Genomic DNA, 20,275 nt, shown 5'->3' on the forward strand with positions numbered 1-20,275 from the left:
CAAGTCCACCTGAGTGTATGGTGGACTTGCTGTGATATACTGCACTATTCTTGCCAGATAAGTGCTCGTTTCAGGTAATAATCATAGAGAACAGTATACGTACCGGCCTGATTTTTAAATTTAAGGTCTTTGGTTCCGCTTCCCTCTTTTATTTTCACCCAGTTAACAGGAGCACTCACTTCCTGCTCTGCAACATCAAAGCCTGCATCATAATCCCATCCGGTTGTCTGGCCAATAAATTTAAGACTCACATCATCACTAAATTCCAGCCCTTCAATCAGGAAGATGTGCTCGCCATAGCCATATGGGTTTTGAGTCATTGGAATGGCAGCTTCTGGATTCCAATCCAAATCAGGATAAGCCGGATAACCATTACCAACAATAAACATCTCTGTTCTAGGCGTCACCACATCGGTTATATCCTCCACACTGTATTGCATGGTATAAGGATTAAAACGGACCTTTTTATAGGCCGGGTTGGCACCGTTAGCACCCAGTAAAATAGTGGCGCTGCTTTCGTCATTCAACATGCCTTTTGATGGATCTGCCTGATCAACCAGCCCCCAGTTGTCAGGAGCCCAATCCAGCTGACCAAGGAACTTCAATTCTTCATACTCGCCGTCCCAGCAATGAACCGGTACTTCAAACCACTTATCATCATTCGGGTCAACATCCATTGGGTAGGCCAGGTGAGGACTCCAGGTCCACCATTGAAAGCCACCAGCCACATATATGTTTTCATACACAATATCATCGCCTGAAAGGTTAACTTTCATTGGTAGAGTAGTGGTGCGATTAGCTTTATTGGCAACATCGATAGTTCCATTGTGCACCTTCATCTCCGACACCACAGGAATGGTATAGGTATAACTGAGTTCATAGCTGGTAGGATTATCGGCCAGCTCAATCACATGTTCCAAACCAATGCCGGCATTCACAATCTTAATTTCGGTGAGTCCCTGAGCATCAGTGATTGTACCTTCAAAAGTTATTTCCTCACCCGGTAATGCAACAAAGTCTGTTGTTACATCAACCGAAGGAGGCGTAGCAACATCCACCTTTGTGGTATAGTTTTCAGTTTCTCCCGCCAGCGTCTCTGCCGTTATAGTAATGTCATATATTTTTAATGCGGCTGTTGCTGGAACTATAAATTTATAATCGAGGTAATACTGTGTGACATGATTGGCAAATACAATTTGCTTATCAAGCATTATCTCATTATTAATCAGTGATATTTTTGAAAAGCCATCTTCAGCATTGAAAGTGCCTTCAAATGTAATATTGTCACCAGGCTCAGCTAAAATCACATCGGTTACATTATCAGCGGTTGGCGGAGTGCCCGCTTTGTCGTCATCTTCGCAACCCAATAACAGGATGGCTGCTAAAATCAAAAAGGTAAACGGTATTTTTAGTAATGATTTCATACGATTTGTTTTTCAATGGTCGTAAGAAACTCACTAATGATGTTATCAAGGATATGAACCAAGCAATTACCAAGCTCATTAGTTCGTTTCATAAAACTGTGTTTTTAATGATTTTAGTTAATTGACTTTTTAGCTGATAACAAATGTATAGCATTAGCTGCTTAGCCTTGGGTTACTGAATGTCCAATTGTCAGGGATAAACTGTTCAATTGCTTTATGTGTATATATTGCACAGATAATCAATGTTATATGTATTTTAATTGTATGTCATTTACTAATGGTAAGTCCATCTGAGATGACACATGGAACAGATTACCCCCTTATTTGAACTCGGAAGGATTCTTTCCCAGTTGTTTCTTAAAGCTTTCCCTGAAATACTTTAAATCGTTAAAACCAATGTAGAAAGCAGCCTCTGATACATTCATGCCCTGCGCAATTAATTCGGCGCTTTTTTTGATTTTAACACTTCTGACAAATGCGTTGATAGACAATCCTGTGAGGCTTTTTATTTTGCGATATAAAGTGGTGCGGCTAAAACCCAATTCAGAGGCCAGTTCGAAAACGGATACTTCGCTGGTCAGGTATTTATCCAGCACGTACTGTTCAACCCGGTTCAGAAATTCCATTTCCTTATCGGGCTCACTAGGCTCATCATGTGGTTTTTGCTTGCCCCCGTTATTCGTTGAAAAATAGTTGAATAGTTTAATGCGGTTATCCAGTATTGTTTTAATGCGTGCCTGAAGTACGGCAATTTTAAATGGCTTGGAGATATAGTCATCAGCACCGGCATTAAGTCCTTCAATTTCATCATTTGAAGTGCCTTTAGCCGTTAGCAAAATAATGGGGATGTGACTGGTTTGTTCATCGGCCTTTAGGGTGTTGCAAAGTTCAGTGCCCGATATCCCAGGCATCATAATATCCGAAATTATCAGGTTGGGACTGTATTCTCTGGCAAAATCAATGCCTTCTTGCCCATCAGTAGCGGTTAGTATTTTGTAATCGCTTTTAAGTTTATCACTCAATAATTCCAATATTTCCAGGTTGTCATCTACCAGCAGGATGACCTGTTCGTTATCTTTTATTTCTATTTTCGATGTTCTAAGCTGAGGTTTGGTCTCATTGTTTTCTGCTGTTGCGCTATCATAGAATTGATTGGCTGTAAAATGCTTGTTTCCTTTTAGAAACTTAACTGAGAACACCGAACCTTTGCCTACCATGCTTTCTACAGTAATGGTGGCGTGGTGGAGGTTAATCAATGATTTGGTTAAAGCCAGGCCAATGCCGGTGTTGGTTGATTTATTATCCAGTTTATAGTAGCGTTTAAATATTTTGTTCTGAATGTTACGTGGGATGCCTCTGCCCGAGTCTTCTACTTTAAGCACAATGTATTGATCATCCTCATCCACACTTAATATGATAGTACCTTCTGAAGGAGTGTGTTTAAATGCATTGGATAATAGGTTGTTAAGTATCATTGAAAACTTATCAATATCTACCCATAAAGTCACGTCTGCAATAGGCAGTTGCAACTTGAGGTTGACCGAATTGTGCCTGGCCATCTCACGGAAGCCTTGTAGAAACTCACTTAGGTAACCATTCAGGTGAACCTCACTCACAGCTAGTTTGGAAACACCGGTTTCAACTTGCCTGAATTCGAGTATTTTATTAACCAGTTCAATCAGCCGGTTGGAATTTGTTAAGGCAACATCAATCGATTTCCTGATTTTTGGGTAGGTGTTTTTCAGTACTGCCAATTCTTCCAGAGCTACGTTGATAATGGTTAGCGGTGTGCGCAGTTCATGTGAGATATTAGTAAAGAATTCCAATCGCTCGTCGTGTAATTTACCTTCTTTTAAGCGGAGTTTTTGTTCATATTTTAGCCGGTTTTTAATCTTATATTGTTGAACACGGTATCTGAATATGCCGAAAACAATAAGGATTAGTAACAGCAAATACACACCAAAGGCAATCTTTGTTTTCCAATAGGGTGGAGTCATGAATATTTGGAGTGTGGCTTCATCGCTTATATAACCGGCTTTATCGGTGCTTCTTACCCTGAAGGTGTACTCTCCGGGAGGCAGGTTACGATAGGTGGCTGATTGTTCTAAGCCACAGATGTTCCAAGTTTTATCATAGCCTTCCAATATATACTGATAGACCACATCTGCCGATGAGGGGTATCTTACCAGCTGAAAATCAATAGTAAATATGGTGTGATGATAATTTAGATGGATATCAGGATTAAACTCAATGCTTTGTTGGATTATGTCCTGTGATTCAACGGATACATCCTGGTTCAGCACCTTCAGACTTGTGAATCGCACATTAGAAGGTTTTTGAGCAGGTTTAAAATCTTGAGGATTAAACAGGTTGACACCCTTAATGCCACCAAAAATGAATATGCCGGAATTAGTAATGATGCCAGATCCATTATGAAATTCTTCGGATTGAACACCTTGATTCCAATCGTAGTTAATGAATTTCTCAGATGTAATATCAAATTGTGATATGCCACTGTTGGTACTCATCCATAGGGTGTTGGGTTGGTTGCTTAGTATCTTGTGAATTTTATTGTTGCTTAGACCATCTGAAGTTTTGTAGCTGTGAAATGTTTCCGATTGGATATCAAAGCGGCATAAGCCAGAGTTGGCTGTTCCCATCCAAATGCACTCAGCATTGTTTGAATACAATGAGAAGATGATTGGAGGGCTTTTGTGGTCTGCTACATCGGTGGGAACATCAAATCGCTTGATTTTTTGATTAATCAGGTTTAGACCAATAAGCCCATTACCGTATGTTCCAATCCATAGGGTATTATTTACCTTGATAAGGGCTCTTACATCCTCATTTGTAATTGCAGGGTGTTGAATAAAGCGATCGGTTTTTCGGTTGTAGTAGCATATACCTCCCTGGTTCAGGCCCACCCATAGGGTACGCTCATTATCTTCATAGAGGCACCTGATGTCATTAACCGGAATATCATGAGGTGCTTTATAGGCTTTAAATGAATTTGTTGCAGGTAAGTAGCGGTTGATGCCACCTTCATATGTTCCTAACCAGATAGTGCCCTGGTGGTCAGTACAGGCACTAATAATCGCATCATCTGATAATGAGGAACGATTGTTTTCAATGTGTTTGAAATGTTGAGTAAGGCCTTTGGGGCTTGACCACACATTCACTCCATCGCCGTCGGTTCCCAACCAAATATCCCCATTTTTTGCTTCCGTTATGCCCCACACCTTGTCATACGAAAGTGAGTTGCTAATGCCTGGCTGATGCTGCAGGTGTGAGAACCTGTTTTCACGATTTTCAACATAATTGAGCCCACCTCCATGAGTGCCGACCCACATATCCTGGTTCTTATCCTGATAGATGCTCAGGACCGTTCTGTAGGATAAGCTGCCTTTATCATAACTGGAGGTGTAGCCTGAAAAGCTCGCCGCAGGCCCATGCTGTATAATATCAGAACACTTTGCGATGGATAATCCGCCATCCCGTGTTCCCATCCAAATGTTTTCATTGTGATCAATGTAAAGGGCAATCACATCATTGTCTGGTAAAAAGTTAGGCTTCTTTTTGTTGTAGAAATAGTTACTGACCTGCCTGGTTTCGAGGTTCAGGTATGACAGCCCCTGCTTGCTGCCTATCCATAAGCCACTGTTATTATCCAGCACCATGGTATTAATATTTCTCGGAATGGTTTGTTCATTGGTATAAGCCGAAAAGCTTTGATTTTTCCAATCTGACAGGTTAAAAATATCAATACCATTGTCCCAATATCCAATAATCAATAGTGAGTCCTCATACAATTCCAGGCAGCTGATACGGTCTGATGAAAGGGACGTTTCGATATCAGGATCTTCATACAGATAGCTGAAAGCTTTATCGTGCTTTTTTTTATAACTGATACCAGCATAGTAGGAACTGATATAGATGTCACCGGTATTCGTCTCGACAATATCAGTAGGTGAGGCATCGGCCAAATCACCGTCATCATGGGCCGAAATCCGTGTGATTTTCTGCAGCTTCAGGTCAAAGTAATCCAGCCCATGGGCGGTCATAATATATAAGTTGCCTTTATGATCCAGGAACAGGTTTTGAATGGTATTGTCAGATAAAGAAGCAGAGTCATTGGGTATGGACTTAAATACTTTGAAATTCTCACCATCATAGCGGCAAAGACCATCATTCGTACCAATCCATATGAAGTCCAGCGAATCCTGAATGATCGTGGAAATAGAGCTGCCGGGTAAGCCATCTTTCATTCTCAGGTTTCTAAAGTAGAGACTATCGGTAGATTCTTTGGCAGAAAGGACATGGGTAATGAGTAATATGGAGAGCAGGAATATCTGTTTCACAAGTATTTTTATTTCAAATGTATAAAAACTGAAGGTATTATAGGCTCATCAAAGATTCAGGGGGATAGGGGGTGATTGGTCTTTTGTATGGGTATTCTGTTCATCCTTTTAAAATTTAGATATGATTGGACAAAAGGGCTTTCTAAATGGACAATTTGCCTATTTTGTGTTGCACAGTGTTTGAATAGGTTTGTAGTTGTTGATTGACTAATAGCTAAACAAGATTCAAAAGACTATTTAATAATTAAAAAATTCAAGCAGACTATGAAAAAAATATCCAGGCACTATCAGGTGCTATTATTAGTTCTACTGCTTAATGTGTTGACTATGCCCTATGCTTTGGGGCAGGAATTAACCATAACCGGTAGTGTTAAATCTGGAGATGAGCTTCTGCCGGGTGTCTCTATTAGTATAAAGGGCACCACTGTTGGCACCATCACTAACATGGATGGTGACTATTCGATTCAGGCTAAAGCAGATGATATTCTGGTTTTTAGTTTTATTGGGTTCAAAACGGTTGAAGAGGCAGTGGCCGGCCGAAAAGAAATAAACATCAACCTTGAAGAAGAAGCGACAGAATTAAGTGAGGTGATTGCTATTGGTTATGGCTCAGTTCAGAAGAAAGATCTGACCAGTGCTATTTCAACCGTCAAAGGAGATGAACTGGCTAAGCGTAACGTAGCTAATGTATCCCAAGCTTTACAGGGGCAACTGGCAGGTGTTCAGGTGTCTTCCAATGGTGGTTCGCCAGGTAGTGAAGCCTCTATTTTAATTAGAGGAATATCAACTATCAACAATAACAATCCTTTGTATGTGGTTGATGATGTACCCATGGACGATATCAGTTGGTTAAATCCTAAAGATATTGAGAATGTACAGGTGTTGAAGGATGCTTCAGCCAGTGCTATTTTTGGTTCAAGGGCCTCCAATGGGGTCATTGTTATTGAAACCAAGAAAGCCAAAGATGGACGTACGAATATCTCCATTGATGCAACGTACAGTATACAGGATGCGGCTAAAAAACCGGATATGGCTAATGCTACTGAATATGCTAAAATAGTTAATAAAGCAGCTGCCAATTCAGGTTTAGATGCACCTTTTGCCGATCCTGAGGCTTTTGGAAAGGGGACCAACTGGTGGGATGAAGTAACCCAACTGGCACCGATACAAAACTACTCACTCAGTATAAATAAGGGTACCGAGGATATGAAGATAGCCTCCGGCTTCTCCTACTTCAACCAGGATGGATTGGTAAAAGGCGGTGGATATGAGCGCATCACCATGAAGCTGAATACCGAATATAAACTAGCCAAGTGGTTATCCGTTGGGCAGAATTTAAGCCTGAGTAAGGATAAGACGGATAACGGTCCTAACCTGGTATGGGATGTGCAACGTGTTGAGCCAAATATACCGGTTTATCTGCCCGATTATGAGCAGGAAGGTAAGAACGAGTATAGTATCTATCATCCGACATTGTATACGGATGTGCCCAATCCAATGGGAACGCTGGCTCGCTCTTTCAGCGGAACAGATTATTTACGAACCATTGGTAATGTATTCGCCAATTTTGATATAGGGCACGGAATAACTGCTGAAAGCAAATTTGCTTTTTACCTGAGTGAATGGGAAAATAATGATTTTGGTCCAACTTATTTTATCGAGTCTACAGACTATACAAATGAGAATTGGGTGACACGGAGTCATAATAACCGAACACAATATACCTGGAACAACCTGGTGCACTATAAAACGCAACTGAACGAACATCGCTTAAATTTAACAGCCGGTATGACCATGGAAAGTGATGAAAACCGTTACTTATACGGTGAGGGGTATAATGCACCAAATAATCATCCCGACCTACGCTACATTGATTCAACCGAGGATACCAAACGTTTTGCTTCAGGCAGTAACAATAAAAGTACCCGTCAATCATTTCTGGCACGTGCCAATTATTCATTTGGTGACAAATACTTGTTGACTGCTTCTTTTAGAGCAGATGCTTCATCCAGATTTAATAAAGAGAACCGTTGGGGCTATTTTCCATCAGTATCGGGCGCATGGAACCTGTCAGAAGAGGGATTTATGAGCGATGTTGCCTGGTTGAGTCAGGCCAAATTAAGAGCCGGCTGGGGACAAGTGGGAAATGACAACATTAATAACGATGCCTTATTAACAACTTTAGGAAGAACTGTATATGTATTTGGTACCGAGCGTGAAATTAGCCTGGGCCAGGCACCAGCTTCGGTAGGTAATGCCGATTTGCAATGGGAAACAGTAGAGGATATGAACATTGGAGCCGATCTTGGTTTTTGGAATCAGCGATTAACAGCTTCTGTCGATTACTTTGAACGACGTTCAAAAGATATGCTTTTGGCGACCTCTATTCCATATTATCTGGGCTCGGCCTGGAGCACGCCGTATGCAAATATTGGGACTTTAACTACAAAGGGATTTGAGGTCATTCTTACCTATCGAAAAGAATATGCGTCCGGCTTTAGCATGACTCACTCTTTGAATGTATCAAAAGCCAGTAGTAAAATTACCAAGTTAGTTGAAGGAGAAGCTATTTGGAGTGGAAATCATCAGCGTCTCGAAAATTTAACCCGCACAGTAGAGAATGGTGTTGCCGGTGAATTTTATGGGATGGTGACCGATGGTATTTTCCAGAATGAAAGCGAGGTGATTAACTATACTGATGAGTTTGGTAATGTTTTGCAACCCCATGCTCAACCAGGTGACATGCGTTTCAGGGATGTGAATGGCGATGGAAAAATAAATGCCGATGACCGCGCTGTTATTGGTAATCCGGAAGCTGACTTCACTTTCGGTATCAATATGAATTTCGGATATAAAAACTTTGATCTGAGTATGTTATTTACAGGTTCGTATGGCAATGATGTGTTGAATGCGGTGAAACCATATGCAGGAACAGGAAGTGAGCGTTACAACTCATTTGCCGGGTTGTTAGACAAGGCCTGGGATGGCGAAGGTTCAAGTAATTCGCAACCTCGTCTGGCTGCTATTGACGATAACAACAACTTTATTTATTCCGATTATTACATAGAGGATGGATCACATCTGCGCTTAAAATCTTTGCAGCTGGGGTATAACCTGCCGAAAGATTGGCTGGAGCGTGTTCAAATCAGTAATGCACGTTTATTTATTGGTGGTGAAAACTTGTTTACGCTAACCAAGTTTGATGGCCTGGATGTGGACCTTGGTGGCAGTGCTCTCGAAAGAGGTATTGATTGGGGCCAGTATCCATTGCCTCGCATCTTTATGGTGGGTGCTAACATTTCATTTTAACCTTTTGAATAATAAGAATGATGATACGAAATATTCGAATTTTTATAGTACTAAGTATACTTGCGGTGTTTGGGGCATCATGTAATGATTTTCTGGATCAGCCGATACTGGGAAAGCAGGTGCTGGAAAACTATTTTGCCAACGAAGATGAATGTTTGAAGGCACTCTCAGGATGCTATGCTTCATTAAGCCCCGAAGACTGGTGGGAAAATGATCTTTTCTACCTGGTGGGCGATATTTGTTCTGATGATGCATTTAAGGGTAACTCCCTAGAAGGTGACCAACGTGATTTTGGCGAACTGGCACGTTTTAATATTACTCCTCAAAATGAATGGATTCAATATAAATGGCAATATGCCTACGAGCAGGTGTACCGTTGTAATCTGGTTATCAAAAACGTTCCTGACGCCCCTGTTAGTGATACTTTTAAAGCTCAGGTATTAGCCGAAGCAAAGTTTCTGCGGGCTTTTGCCTATTTTGAACTGGTGAAGAACTTTGGTGATGTGCCTCTTCTGCTAGAGCCATTAACGGTTAATGACCCTAAGCAGGAACGTGTGGCTGCAGCCTTAATCTGGGGACAAATTGAAAAGGACCTGAAGGAAGCAGCAGACGTATTACCGGAGCGTTCAGAACAAACTGCGTCAGCTATAGGCCGCGCAACTAAAGGGGCTGCTTTGGCATACCTGGCGAAGGCCTATGTTTATCAGGAGAAGTGGAGTGATGCGGAGCCATTGGCCAAACAAATCATTGATACAGGTGAGTATAACCTGAACGATCCTTTTACCAATGTTTGGAGTATTCATAATCCCAATGGCAATGGTTCTATTTTTGAAATCCAGACGGTATTTGATAATGTTTTGGATGCAGGTACAGTATTACCAGTCTTCACACGCAGCCGTGCCGATGGCGGATGGGGTTTTGCCACACCATCCAGTCACCTCGATAACTTTATGGCAGGCGATCCGCGCCGTAATGCAACCATTATTAAGCATGGTGATTATGTAGATGAGGATTATCCAAGCTATGATACTCAATTGTCGGAAAATGAAACGGGGCGCATCAACCGAAAATACTGGATAGCCTGGAATGATCGTCCTGCTCAATCGGAACATACGCGTACCCCACTTAACCACATTTTGTTTAGATACGCTGATTTACTATTGCTGCATGCCGAAGCTGCCTGGCACAATGACCATGAGGGTGAAGCCATTGCTTCGGTGAATAAAGTAAGGCAACGCGTAGGGTTGAGTGGTATCAGTTCAACGGGTGAGCAGCTCTTACTTGATATTTATCACGAAAGACGGATGGAGCTGGCATTGGAAGGACATCGTTACTACGACCTGAAACGTCAAAAGGGCCTTAAATACCCTAACTCGCCGCGTCTCAGGGAGGTGATGGAGGAATTTGTGGATTATAATCTGGGTGCTAATTCAGATTATGACGCCGGTAACGCCAAAGGTCAATTGTTTGATGAAGATGTGCATGTATTGTTTCCTATTCCTCAGGCAGAGATTGACTTGTCGGAAGGCACTTTGAAACAGAATAGCGGATATTAATAACGACAAAAGGGACAGCGTTGTCTGTCCCCCTTTTATCTGATTATGGTAGATATAAAATATAGGATTTTTCTGATAATTCTTTTATCAGGTATGACAGCTTTTGCTCAAAACAAATGGGAACAACCAATGGTATTTCGCGAAGGTAAACGTCAGGCTTATGCATGGTCGTTTCCCTATCGTTCAATGGATAAGGCGATAGTGGGTGATAAGACGCAATCTGCTTTTTACAGTTCCCTTAATGGAGAATGGTTTTTCAATTGGGCGGTTAATCCAGCCCAACGCCCCAAGGACTTTTATAAGGTGGACTACCAGGTTAATGATTGGCCAACGATTCCTGTGCCTGCCAACTGGCAGATGGAAGGCTATGGTACACCCATTTATACCAATGTGAAGTATCCGTTTAAAATGGATCCGCCCAATATTCCAACCGAATATAATCCGGTTGGGTCATATGCACGCACCTTTGCAGTGCCAGACAGTTGGGATGGAAACCAAATAATACTGCATTTTGGCGCTGTGAATTCGGCTATGTACGTTTGGGTCAATGGGCAACAAGTGGGCTATTCACAAGACTCCAAAACACCGGCCGAATTTGATATCACCCAATATATCCAAAAAGGTGAGAACAAACTGGCAGTTGAGGTGTATCGCTGGTGTGATGGCAGTTACCTCGAAGATCAGGATATGTGGCGATTGAGTGGTATTGAACGGGATGTGTACTTGTATGCTTTACCTCATACTCATATTCAGGATTTCTTTGTTAAAGGAGGGTTAGATGCCCAATATAAGAATGGTTTGTTTCAGCTTGATGTAGCATTGGAAGGAATAGATAATGCTTCAGTACTTGAAGTTCAACTTCTGGATGCTGCAGGAAAGTTAGTTTATCAGGAAGTTAAGCCGATAACAGTCAACGATATTAGCTTTGAAGCAATCGTGCCTGAGGTGGACAAATGGAGTGCTGAGTTACCCAATCTGTATGATTTATACCTTGTGCTTAAGAACAAAGCGGGTGAGACAATTGATGTCCGCGACTCAAAGGTGGGGTTTCGCACTGTAGAAATTAAGCATAAGCAATTGTTGGTGAATGGTCAGCCTGTTTTGTTAAAGGGCGTCAATCGGCATGAGCACCATGAGTACAATGGCCATGTGGTGTCAGAGGCATCCATGCTGCGTGATATTACATTAATGAAACAGTTTAATATCAATGCAGTACGTTGTAGTCATTATCCGGTTGATCCTTACTGGTACAGCTTATGCGACCAGTATGGCCTGTATGTGATTGATGAAGCCAATATTGAAAGTCATGGCATGGGCTCTTTGTGGAATGATGGTTACACTTTGGATAAAACCCTGGGAAATAATGCGGATTGGAAAGCCGCTCATTTGGATCGTACCATGAATATGGTTGAAAGAGATAAGAATTTTCCGTCTGTAATTATTTGGTCTCTGGGCAATGAGGCAGGCTCAGGTCAAAATTTTGAAGCGACTGCCCGCTGGGTTAAAGAACGTGATAACAGCCGTTTGGTGCAGTATGAGCAAGCCTGGCTGGAGTCATATACCGACATCGTGTGCCCCATGTATTATAAGATTGAGCAGATGGAGGAGTTTCTCTCCTTGAATGATCATCGTCCAATGATACAATGCGAATACAGTCATGCCATGGGTAATAGCAATGGTAACATAATGGATTACTGGCAATTGATTCGTAAAGAACCACAGCTGCAGGGCGGTTTTATTTGGGATTGGATGGATCAGGGAATAGCACAACAATTACCCAATGGCACTAAATATTGGGCTTATGGAGGGGATTTTGGCCCGCAGGATGTTCCATCGGATGGCGACTTTTGTTTAAACGGACTCATTTTTGCTGATCAAACGCCAAAACCGGCTTTGTTTGAGGTGAAAAAGGTATATCAGGATTTCTGGATATCTGCAACGGATTTACAAAAAGGCAAATTTAAGCTCTACAATGAAAGCTTTTTCAGAAACACCGATGCGCTTGAGCTATACTTCGAAATAAAAGCTGAAGGTAAAGTAGTGCAAAACGGGATTGTTGATTTGAAGACTTCTGTGAAACCTCAGGAAAAGAGATCTTTTAGTGTCAAGTATGATTATCAAACAGATGAAGGCGTAGAGTATTTTATCAATTTCTTTGTCCGCACTTCTGATGAGCTTGGTCTTCTGGAAAAAGGGTATACCATAGCTACAGAGCAATTTGAACTAAACAGGTTTACACCAGCTATAAAACAAAGTACTGAGCAAGGTGCTTTAACATTATCTGAAGATGAGGCGAAACACTATGTATTCGGACAGGATTTTACCCTTGTTTTTGACAAGCAAACAGGTAACATAAGCGATTGGAAATACAAAGGTAGGGATTTGCTGCGCAGAGGGTTGCAACCCAACTTTTGGCGCGTGCCGACCAACAACGATCGTGGTAATGGTATGCATAACAGATGCCGCGTATGGTACGATGTGCAATCGAAGCGTACTGTTAACGCACTGAATGTAGAAAAGGCGGATGGACTTGTTAAGGTATCAACTAAATCCATCATCAACGTGGGGCAATCTGTTTTCAATGTCGATTATATAATTTATCCGGATGGAGCAGTGGAGGTAGATGTCTACTTTGAAAAGAGTAAGGGTAAAGTGCCAGAGTTACCTCGTTTGGGGATGAATCTCGTAATGCCTGACGGATATGATTTAGTAGAATGGTATGGTAATGGACCGCATGAGTCTTATAGCGACAGGCAAAATGGTGTTATGGTGGATGTCTATCAGGGTAAAGTGTTGGAGCAGCATACGCCTTACGTGTGGCCACAGGAGAGTGGTAACAAAACACAAGTGCGCTGGATGAAAATTATGAACCAGGCGGGTGAGGGTTTTTTGATTAAAGGAAAGCAGCCACTGGAGATGAGCACGCATCACTTTACTATTGAAGAGCTGAACAACCAGCTGACACATTATTATCAAATACTTCAACGAAATATTACGGAGGTGAATATTGATCTGAAACAGCGTGGTGTGGGAGGTGATAATAGTTGGGGGTATGATACGCACGATGCCTACAAGTTGCTGGATAATAAGTATCATTATACTTTTACTATTTGTCCACTTTAGTCAGGAGAAGTATGAATAACAAGAAGCAACAAAAAATGATTTTAAAGATATATTTAGCATTGTTTATTGCCCTGTCCTCCTGTCAAAAGGAGGCGGGAAGCAAACCTGATGATGGCTCTGTACTAAAGCTGACTATTGAGGCTGCTGCTACGCGTCAGACGGTGCATGGCTTTGGGGCATCCGACGCCTGGAGTTGTCAGTTTGTTGGAAAAAACTGGCCCGAGGACAAAAAGGAACAAATGGCCGATTGGTTATTTAGTACAGAGCTGGATGCAGAAGGGCATCCGAAGGGTATAGGACTGAATACCTGGCGATTTAATATTGGGGCTGGTAGCTCTGAGCAGGGAACTGCCAGCGAGATAGAGGATGAGTGGCGACGGGCTGAATCATTTATGACCGGCAAAGGTATTTATGATTGGAGTAAACACCAGGGCCAGCGTTGGTTTCTAAAAGCAGCTAAGGAAAGAGGTGTGAATCAGTTCATTGGTTTTGTTAACAGCCCTCCTGTTAGTCTCACTAAAAATGGGAAGGCGTTTTCTTCGGATAAAAATAGTTATAACCTGGTGGAAGAAAATTATTCTCTCTTTGCCAATTACCTGGCTGATATTGCTATAAAACTTAACGAGCTGGATGAAGTTAAATTGAAATACATCAGTCCGTTTAATGAGCCACAGTGGGATTGGACCAACAAAAGCCAGGAGGGGACACCTGCCCAGAATACGGAGATTGCCACTGCAACAAGAGTGATTAATACTGTCTTTGAGCAAAAAGGTGTTGATGCCTTGCTTGAGATACCAGAGTCGGCTCAATTAAATTTTATGTATGAGAATGGCGGAAAAGCAGGGAGAGGCTTTCAGGTTTATAGTTTCTTCGATCCTGCTTCATCAGAGTACCTGGGCAATCTTTCTAAAGTGGCACCCAAAATAGCAGCTCATAGCTATTATACTACCTGGCCGTTAACTGATATGACCACAACACGGCGTAAAGTGCAGGACGCTATAAAAAGTAATCCGGAACCAGTCGAATTCTGGATGAGTGAATACTGCGTGTTGGAAAATAATTCGGAAATAGAAGGTAATGGGCGCGACTTAGGCATGAAGACAGCCTTATACACCTCGCGTGTTATTTTTACCGATCTGGCTATAGCTAATGCTTCATCGTGGCAATGGTGGCTGGCCATCAGTCCCTATGATTACAAAGATGGATTGATTTACATTGATTATAATAAAAACGATGGGGCACTGTATGACTCTAAAACACTTTGGGCCTTGGGTAACTATTCGCGTTTTATTAAGGATGGTATGCAGCGGGTGATGCTCACCAGAAGTGATGCAAAAACCGATGAACAATCACTTGCCGGAATTATGTCATGTGCATTTGTTTCAACAGATAAAAGTCAGGCAACTATTGTTCTTACTAATTACCTTAATACGGAGGTTCCTGTGCAGTTTATGTTCAATGATGCCTCATTGAATGGCCCAATGAAAGTATACCTGACAGATGGTAGGAACGAAAATAACCTGGCTTTTCAGCAAGAAATTAATGAGGGAGAGCAGTTGATAATACCATCACGAAGTGTAGTTACCATTAGTAATGTTCAGTAAGGTTTTTTAGTAGCATTATTACAAATAATAAAACGGGCGTTCTGGTAAAATGAATGCCCGTTTTTGTGTTTGTGTATATTAATGAAAACCTAGTATTAGTAGACTAATGTTTGAATACCGTGAGCAGGTATCTCCATTACTGTTTCATATTGGTCAACAATCAACTTATAGTCGATAGCTTCCTCCGTATCATTCATGACTACTGTAACCATTGTCCCGTCAGTATTGATGAATGAGGTGCTGTTAATGTGACTGCGACTAGTTGTCGTGCTCACACGCTTGGCTCCGGGGCGTATAAACTTCGAGAAATGACCAATGTAATAGTACGATGGCGTAAAAATCAATTCATCTGTTCGCGTATCGGCATGTATTGGGGCAAAGCAATAGTTGCCAACGTGGTTTGGTCCGCCTGTGTGATCCAGGAGGATATTCCAGTCGGTCCATCCGGCTGTTCCGCAGTTAAAATCGTTGATCATTGATTTACCATATCGTTCCGCATTTGACCAGCGTTGGTATTGTGTTTCATCAAATGCCTCAATGCACCCTTCTGTAAATAGTAACTGTTTATCGGGGAACGATTCTTTTACATTAACCAGATTGCGCCACATAGATTCGCCGCCAGCCCAGCGCTCATACCAGTGAAAACCTATCCCCCAGGCATATTTAGCCGCATCAGGATCACCAAAAATGGTGTTGGCGCGGTGCGAAATCAAGTCACGATTATGATCCCATACAACAATGTTTTTATCGCTTAAGCCTTCTTTCTCCAAAGTAGGACCAAGGTAGTTTTTCAGGAAGTCCCTTTCTTCTTCAGCTGTATAGACACATGATTCCCATGTTTGTACTGCCATTGGCTCATTCTGGATGGTTAAGCCCCAAACCGGCATACCTTCGGCTTCGTATGCTTTGATAAACCTGGCATAGTAGCTGGCCCATGACTGGTAGAACTCAGGTAAAAGTTTGCCACCTTGTAGCATGTGCTCGCGACCTTTCATAAAGGCAGGTGGGCTCCATGGACTGACATAAAATAGCAATGGCTCTGAGGCTTGTGCCATGGCACGTTTTATCATCGGAATGCGTTCTTTTTTATCACGTTCAATGGAAAATGTCTTCAGCTCTTTGTCACCTTCTTCAATATAGGTGTAGCTTTCGCTGGAAAAATCACAGCTATGAATAGTGGTGCGCAACAGCGTATAGTCATTACCGCTAGGGCCATAGTAGGCATCCATCAGGTTTTTTTGATTGTCAGCCGAGAGCTTATGGAAGACCTCAGCCGAGGCATCGGTGATGGCTCCGCCGATACCAATAAAAGTTTGGAACTGTTTGTTGGGATTAACAAAAACAGCGACCTCTGATTCTAAAGGTTGATTGGCTTCACCAAACTCATTAATTCCTTTGGCAGCCATTCGTTCTGTACCTGCTTTTGATGTCTCGAATACTTGAACTGTCTTTTTTTCGGGACTGTAAGGCAAATTGTTATTTACCACCTCCATGTTAGTTGACTGCTTGGGTGAGCAAGCTATTGCCAAAGCAGCCATTAATACTGGTATGTATAACTTCATAATGGTTGTTTTTTAGTAATTGTTATAAACTTAGCTTTTACAGGCTAATCAAGTCACGGTTTGTTAAGTATGATGAGGTAAAAATGAGGTTAGATGTGGTTAAAATGAGTTTTTGTTACTGTTTCCAAACGTAAGTAGCTACAGCCTTAGCAGCCAGCTTTGTACTGGTGAGTTGTTCACCCAGCTCAATGTTAAATTGCTGTTCGCTATCACTTTCGTTCAATACAATAACAACAATCTTATTGTCGGGTGTTAGGAAGGCCACATTGGGTAAGTTGTTTGGCATATTACTTTCAATACGGACCGAACCCGGACTTACGTATTTTGAGGCATGAGCAATAATATAATAAGCCGGATTGCGCGCCACCTTATCACCATCGATGGTCAAGGCTCCAAGACACTTGGTGCAGCCGCCATCAGTATGAGGCTCCAAAGCAGAGTTGGCTGCCAGGTTCCACTCCAATACATTACGGCACCAATTGCGAGGCGCTCCGATTATTAGGTTACGCGTATGCCAAACCATATCATCACCAAAGCTACCCGGTGCGCCAATCCACTGTTCTGTGAAATATAGATTCTTATCCGGGTGCGCATTGTGTACCTGGCTCAGGTTATCAATGTCGCCACCGTATAAATGGAAGGCAGAACCATCGATGAATTGGCTAGCTTCGACATCGTTCAAGATGGAAATCGGATATTCAGGTTTATCAGCATTATGGTCGTATATAATTATTTTAGTACTGATATTAGCGGCTTCAAAAGCAGGTCCTAAAGCCGTTTTTATAAACTCAGCCTGAGCTGTTGCCGGCATATACAAGCTTGGGTTATTACCGGGGTGCAATGGTTCGTTTTGAACTGTAATAGCATCGATGATAATACCTTCTTTTTGCATTTCCTGAACATACTTAACAAAGTACTTTGCATAAGCCTGGTAATACTCTTTTAGTAGCTCACCGCCTTTGGTGGCACCGTTGTCTTTCATCCAGGTGGGAGGAGACCATGGAGAACCTAAAATTTTGATGTCAGGATTAATCGCTAAAATTTCTTTCAGAACAGGAATCAGGTATTGCTTATCCGGAGCGAGTGAAAATTGCGTCATCTCCTCATCAGTTTGACCTGCGGGCAAGTCGTTATATGAAAATGGAGCAGCATCTAAATCAGAAGCACCAATGCTGATGCGCAAATAGCTCACACCTATATTATCATCTTTAGAATCAAATAATTCGTACAGCAGTTGACTGCGCTTACTGTCGCTCATATTTTTCAAATGCATGGCACTGCCGCCTGTTAAAGTGTATCCAAAACCATCCATCTGCTGGTATTTTGATTCAGCTGTAATGCTTATGGTTGGATTATTATTGGGTTCAATAGCATAAAACTTGATATCCTGCTGACTAAATTTACTTACGCCATCGTAGGTTGATAAGCGCATGGATATATCCAATGCATCGGGCATAACCGGAGGAGGAGGTGTAATACGCTCATCCTTTTGACATCGGGCACCCATTAGGCCCATTACAATGATTAGTAGAATAGGAGTGATTAGTCGAATAATTCTTTGGTTCATCTTCCTGCTTATTATTAGTAAGAGTGGAGTCCAATAACATTAATTGGACTCCACACTCTATTTATTTAGATACAAATTCGAAGGTTCCTGTTGAATAATCAGCTGTAATTGTTAGTGTAAAATCATAAGTGCCAGAGGTAGATATGTTATCTATGTTGGCTGCACCACCATCATTGAGCATGTTTCCACTTAATGCATTTACATCTTCACTTGTTGCTGCTCCAAACAAGATTTCCCATGGCGAGAATACCTTCGAGTGATAACCGGCCTGTAAGTCAGCAGTTGCTGTAAATGTGAAAGGATGCGAATAGCTTAATAAGGTTTCTGTTCGGGTATCCCAACCACCACCAACTTCATCCCAGTGGAAGAGTTTCAGGTTGTAGTAGTGCCACTTTAGTTCGCCTGTTTTAATATCTACCACAAAACTATAAGCTTGATCCACAGCAGGGGAGAAAGGAGTTGTACTTTCAGACATGCTTACGGTCGCCTCCACTTTGTTATCATCACCTTGTCCCATAGCATCGCTGATGCTGTAGCTGATTCCGCTTCCATCTGCCTTGGTGTTAACAAATACATTGTCTGTTGTTTGCAGTGCGATGTAGCTGGTGGTTGCAAAAATGCCATCGCCAACCATGGTTAGCTCATAAGCATCAGTGCCGTTGGCAATAACATACATACGTTGCTCAGGAGCTTTCTCCAGATTCATTGTGTAATTATTACCATCAAGTGTTAATGTAACCGTATATAAACCAGCTTCATTTTGCTGAAAATCTTCAAAAGCAATACCCTGTTCGTTACCAAAATCTTCGCGGACAACATCGTTCACGCTACCGCTTTTGTGTTTGATAATGCCTTCCCAGTTGTTATTGGCACGTATGATGTAGCCACCTGTTCCCGGGAAACTTATATCGCTTTGCCAAACACCCATACCTATATATTCCAGGGCCTCATCAGCTCCCCAACCTCCGGCAAGTGGCGAACCAATCAGTCCCAGGCGATCGACTTTATAGAATGAGATGCTCATGGTCTCGAAATCAATATTGATGCGATACACACCATCAGCATCAACGGTGATAGGTTGACCATCTCGAACTAATTTGCCTTCGTTGTCCACGCCATAGGCAATGGCATTTTCACTACGACCATTAAAAACCAAAAAGCCTTCATTGGCTTTAAGCTCAGTGTATGACTCGTATAACTTCAGCTTTTCACCTGCACCGTTGCTTAGTCGCATCATCTTGATAGCATTCGTTACATTATCACCCACTTCGGTTGCGCTACCTGATAAAAACAGTTTATCATCATCGTAACGGGTAACAGTAACATCGGCTTCATCACTTGTCATCTTTGATAAGCACACGGCTTGAACAGTCCATTGTAATTCCAGCTCCTGCCCGGGGAGGAAGCCTGCCATGTATAAAGCATCGTTCAGCTCCAGATTGGTAATTGAAGCGCTGTTGCTCTTGCCGCCTTCCAGTGACTTGAATTGAATGATTGGTTGATTTGCATCGCTTGCATTCAACGAATCAATTACAACAGTATAATACACCCCATATTTAGCTGATGAAACCGCTGCTTCCCAATTAAAAGTAATTTTACCATGTGGATTCGCTTCATCAAGCACTAATTTATTATCACCATTTAAAGGCATTAACGCTGGAGCACTCAAATCCCAGTTGCCTTCTGGCTGCAGATTGCTTTTCTCCTCGCAGCTCCACAGCGTGAGCATTAGCAAAGCTGCCCACAATATATGTTTCTTAAATGTTTTCATT

At 42.0% G+C, this 20,275-nt stretch carries 9 protein-coding genes; 4 read left to right on the top strand and 5 right to left on the bottom strand.

All coding sequences use genetic code 11. From position 1 onward, the window contains the following. Positions 1 to 44 precede the first annotated feature (44 nt). Both KEM09_RS08325 and KEM09_RS08330 read right to left on the bottom strand, forming a co-directional pair. Entirely contained in the window at positions 45 to 1,424 is a 1,380-nt protein-coding gene (locus KEM09_RS08325) for a cadherin repeat domain-containing protein (RefSeq protein ID WP_212227534.1), read from the bottom strand. A gap of 320 nt (positions 1,425 to 1,744) precedes the next feature. Further along, positions 1,745 to 5,782: a hybrid sensor histidine kinase/response regulator transcription factor gene (locus tag KEM09_RS08330; RefSeq protein ID WP_212227536.1), complete on the bottom strand. Its 4,038-nt coding sequence runs from the start codon at positions 5,780 to 5,782 to the stop codon at positions 1,745 to 1,747. Positions 5,783 to 6,046: 264 nt separating this feature from the next. Here KEM09_RS08330 and KEM09_RS08335 point away from each other — a divergent pair, with 264 nt between their 5' ends. The 4 genes from KEM09_RS08335 (at position 6,047) to KEM09_RS08350 (ending at position 15,374) form a co-directional block, all read left to right on the top strand. Then, the gene (locus tag KEM09_RS08335) at positions 6,047 to 9,091 is read left to right on the top strand and encodes a SusC/RagA family TonB-linked outer membrane protein (protein WP_212227538.1); all 3,045 of its coding nucleotides are present in this window, start codon (positions 6,047 to 6,049) and stop codon (positions 9,089 to 9,091) included. A 17-nt stretch (positions 9,092 to 9,108) separates the two neighbouring features. After that, positions 9,109 to 10,647 carry a RagB/SusD family nutrient uptake outer membrane protein gene (locus tag KEM09_RS08340; protein ID WP_212227540.1) on the top strand — a complete coding sequence of 513 codons (1,539 nt, stop codon included), beginning with the start codon at positions 9,109 to 9,111 and terminating at the stop codon, positions 10,645 to 10,647. Between the two features lie 93 nt (positions 10,648 to 10,740). Continuing rightward, a complete protein-coding gene (gene lacZ / locus KEM09_RS08345; protein ID WP_212227542.1) occupies positions 10,741 to 13,770 on the top strand; it encodes a beta-galactosidase, LacZ type in 3,030 nt (1,009 codons plus the stop codon). A 35-nt stretch (positions 13,771 to 13,805) separates the two neighbouring features. Then, positions 13,806 to 15,374 carry a glycoside hydrolase gene (locus KEM09_RS08350; protein WP_212227544.1) on the top strand — a complete coding sequence of 523 codons (1,569 nt, stop codon included), beginning with the start codon at positions 13,806 to 13,808 and terminating at the stop codon, positions 15,372 to 15,374. Positions 15,375 to 15,469: 95 nt separating this feature from the next. Here KEM09_RS08350 and KEM09_RS08355 read toward each other — a convergent pair whose 3' ends face one another. The 3 genes from KEM09_RS08355 to KEM09_RS08365 all read right to left on the bottom strand — a co-directional run bounded on the left by KEM09_RS08355 (position 15,470) and on the right by KEM09_RS08365 (position 20,274). Further along, entirely contained in the window at positions 15,470 to 16,936 is a 1,467-nt protein-coding gene (locus KEM09_RS08355; protein WP_212227546.1) for a glycoside hydrolase family 30 protein, read from the bottom strand. Positions 16,937 to 17,051: 115 nt separating this feature from the next. Then, positions 17,052 to 18,503: a glycoside hydrolase family 30 protein gene (locus KEM09_RS08360; RefSeq protein ID WP_212227547.1), complete on the bottom strand. Its 1,452-nt coding sequence runs from the start codon at positions 18,501 to 18,503 to the stop codon at positions 17,052 to 17,054. Positions 18,504 to 18,564: 61 nt separating this feature from the next. Next, on the bottom strand, positions 18,565 to 20,274 hold the full coding sequence (locus tag KEM09_RS08365) for a SusE domain-containing protein (RefSeq protein WP_212227548.1): 1,710 nt from the start codon (positions 20,272 to 20,274) through the stop codon (positions 18,565 to 18,567). Position 20,275 lies beyond the last annotated feature (1 nt).

The sequence above is a fragment of the Carboxylicivirga mesophila genome (assembly GCF_018271975.1).
GTDB classification, from domain to species: Bacteria; Bacteroidota; Bacteroidia; order Bacteroidales; family Marinilabiliaceae; genus Carboxylicivirga; species Carboxylicivirga mesophila.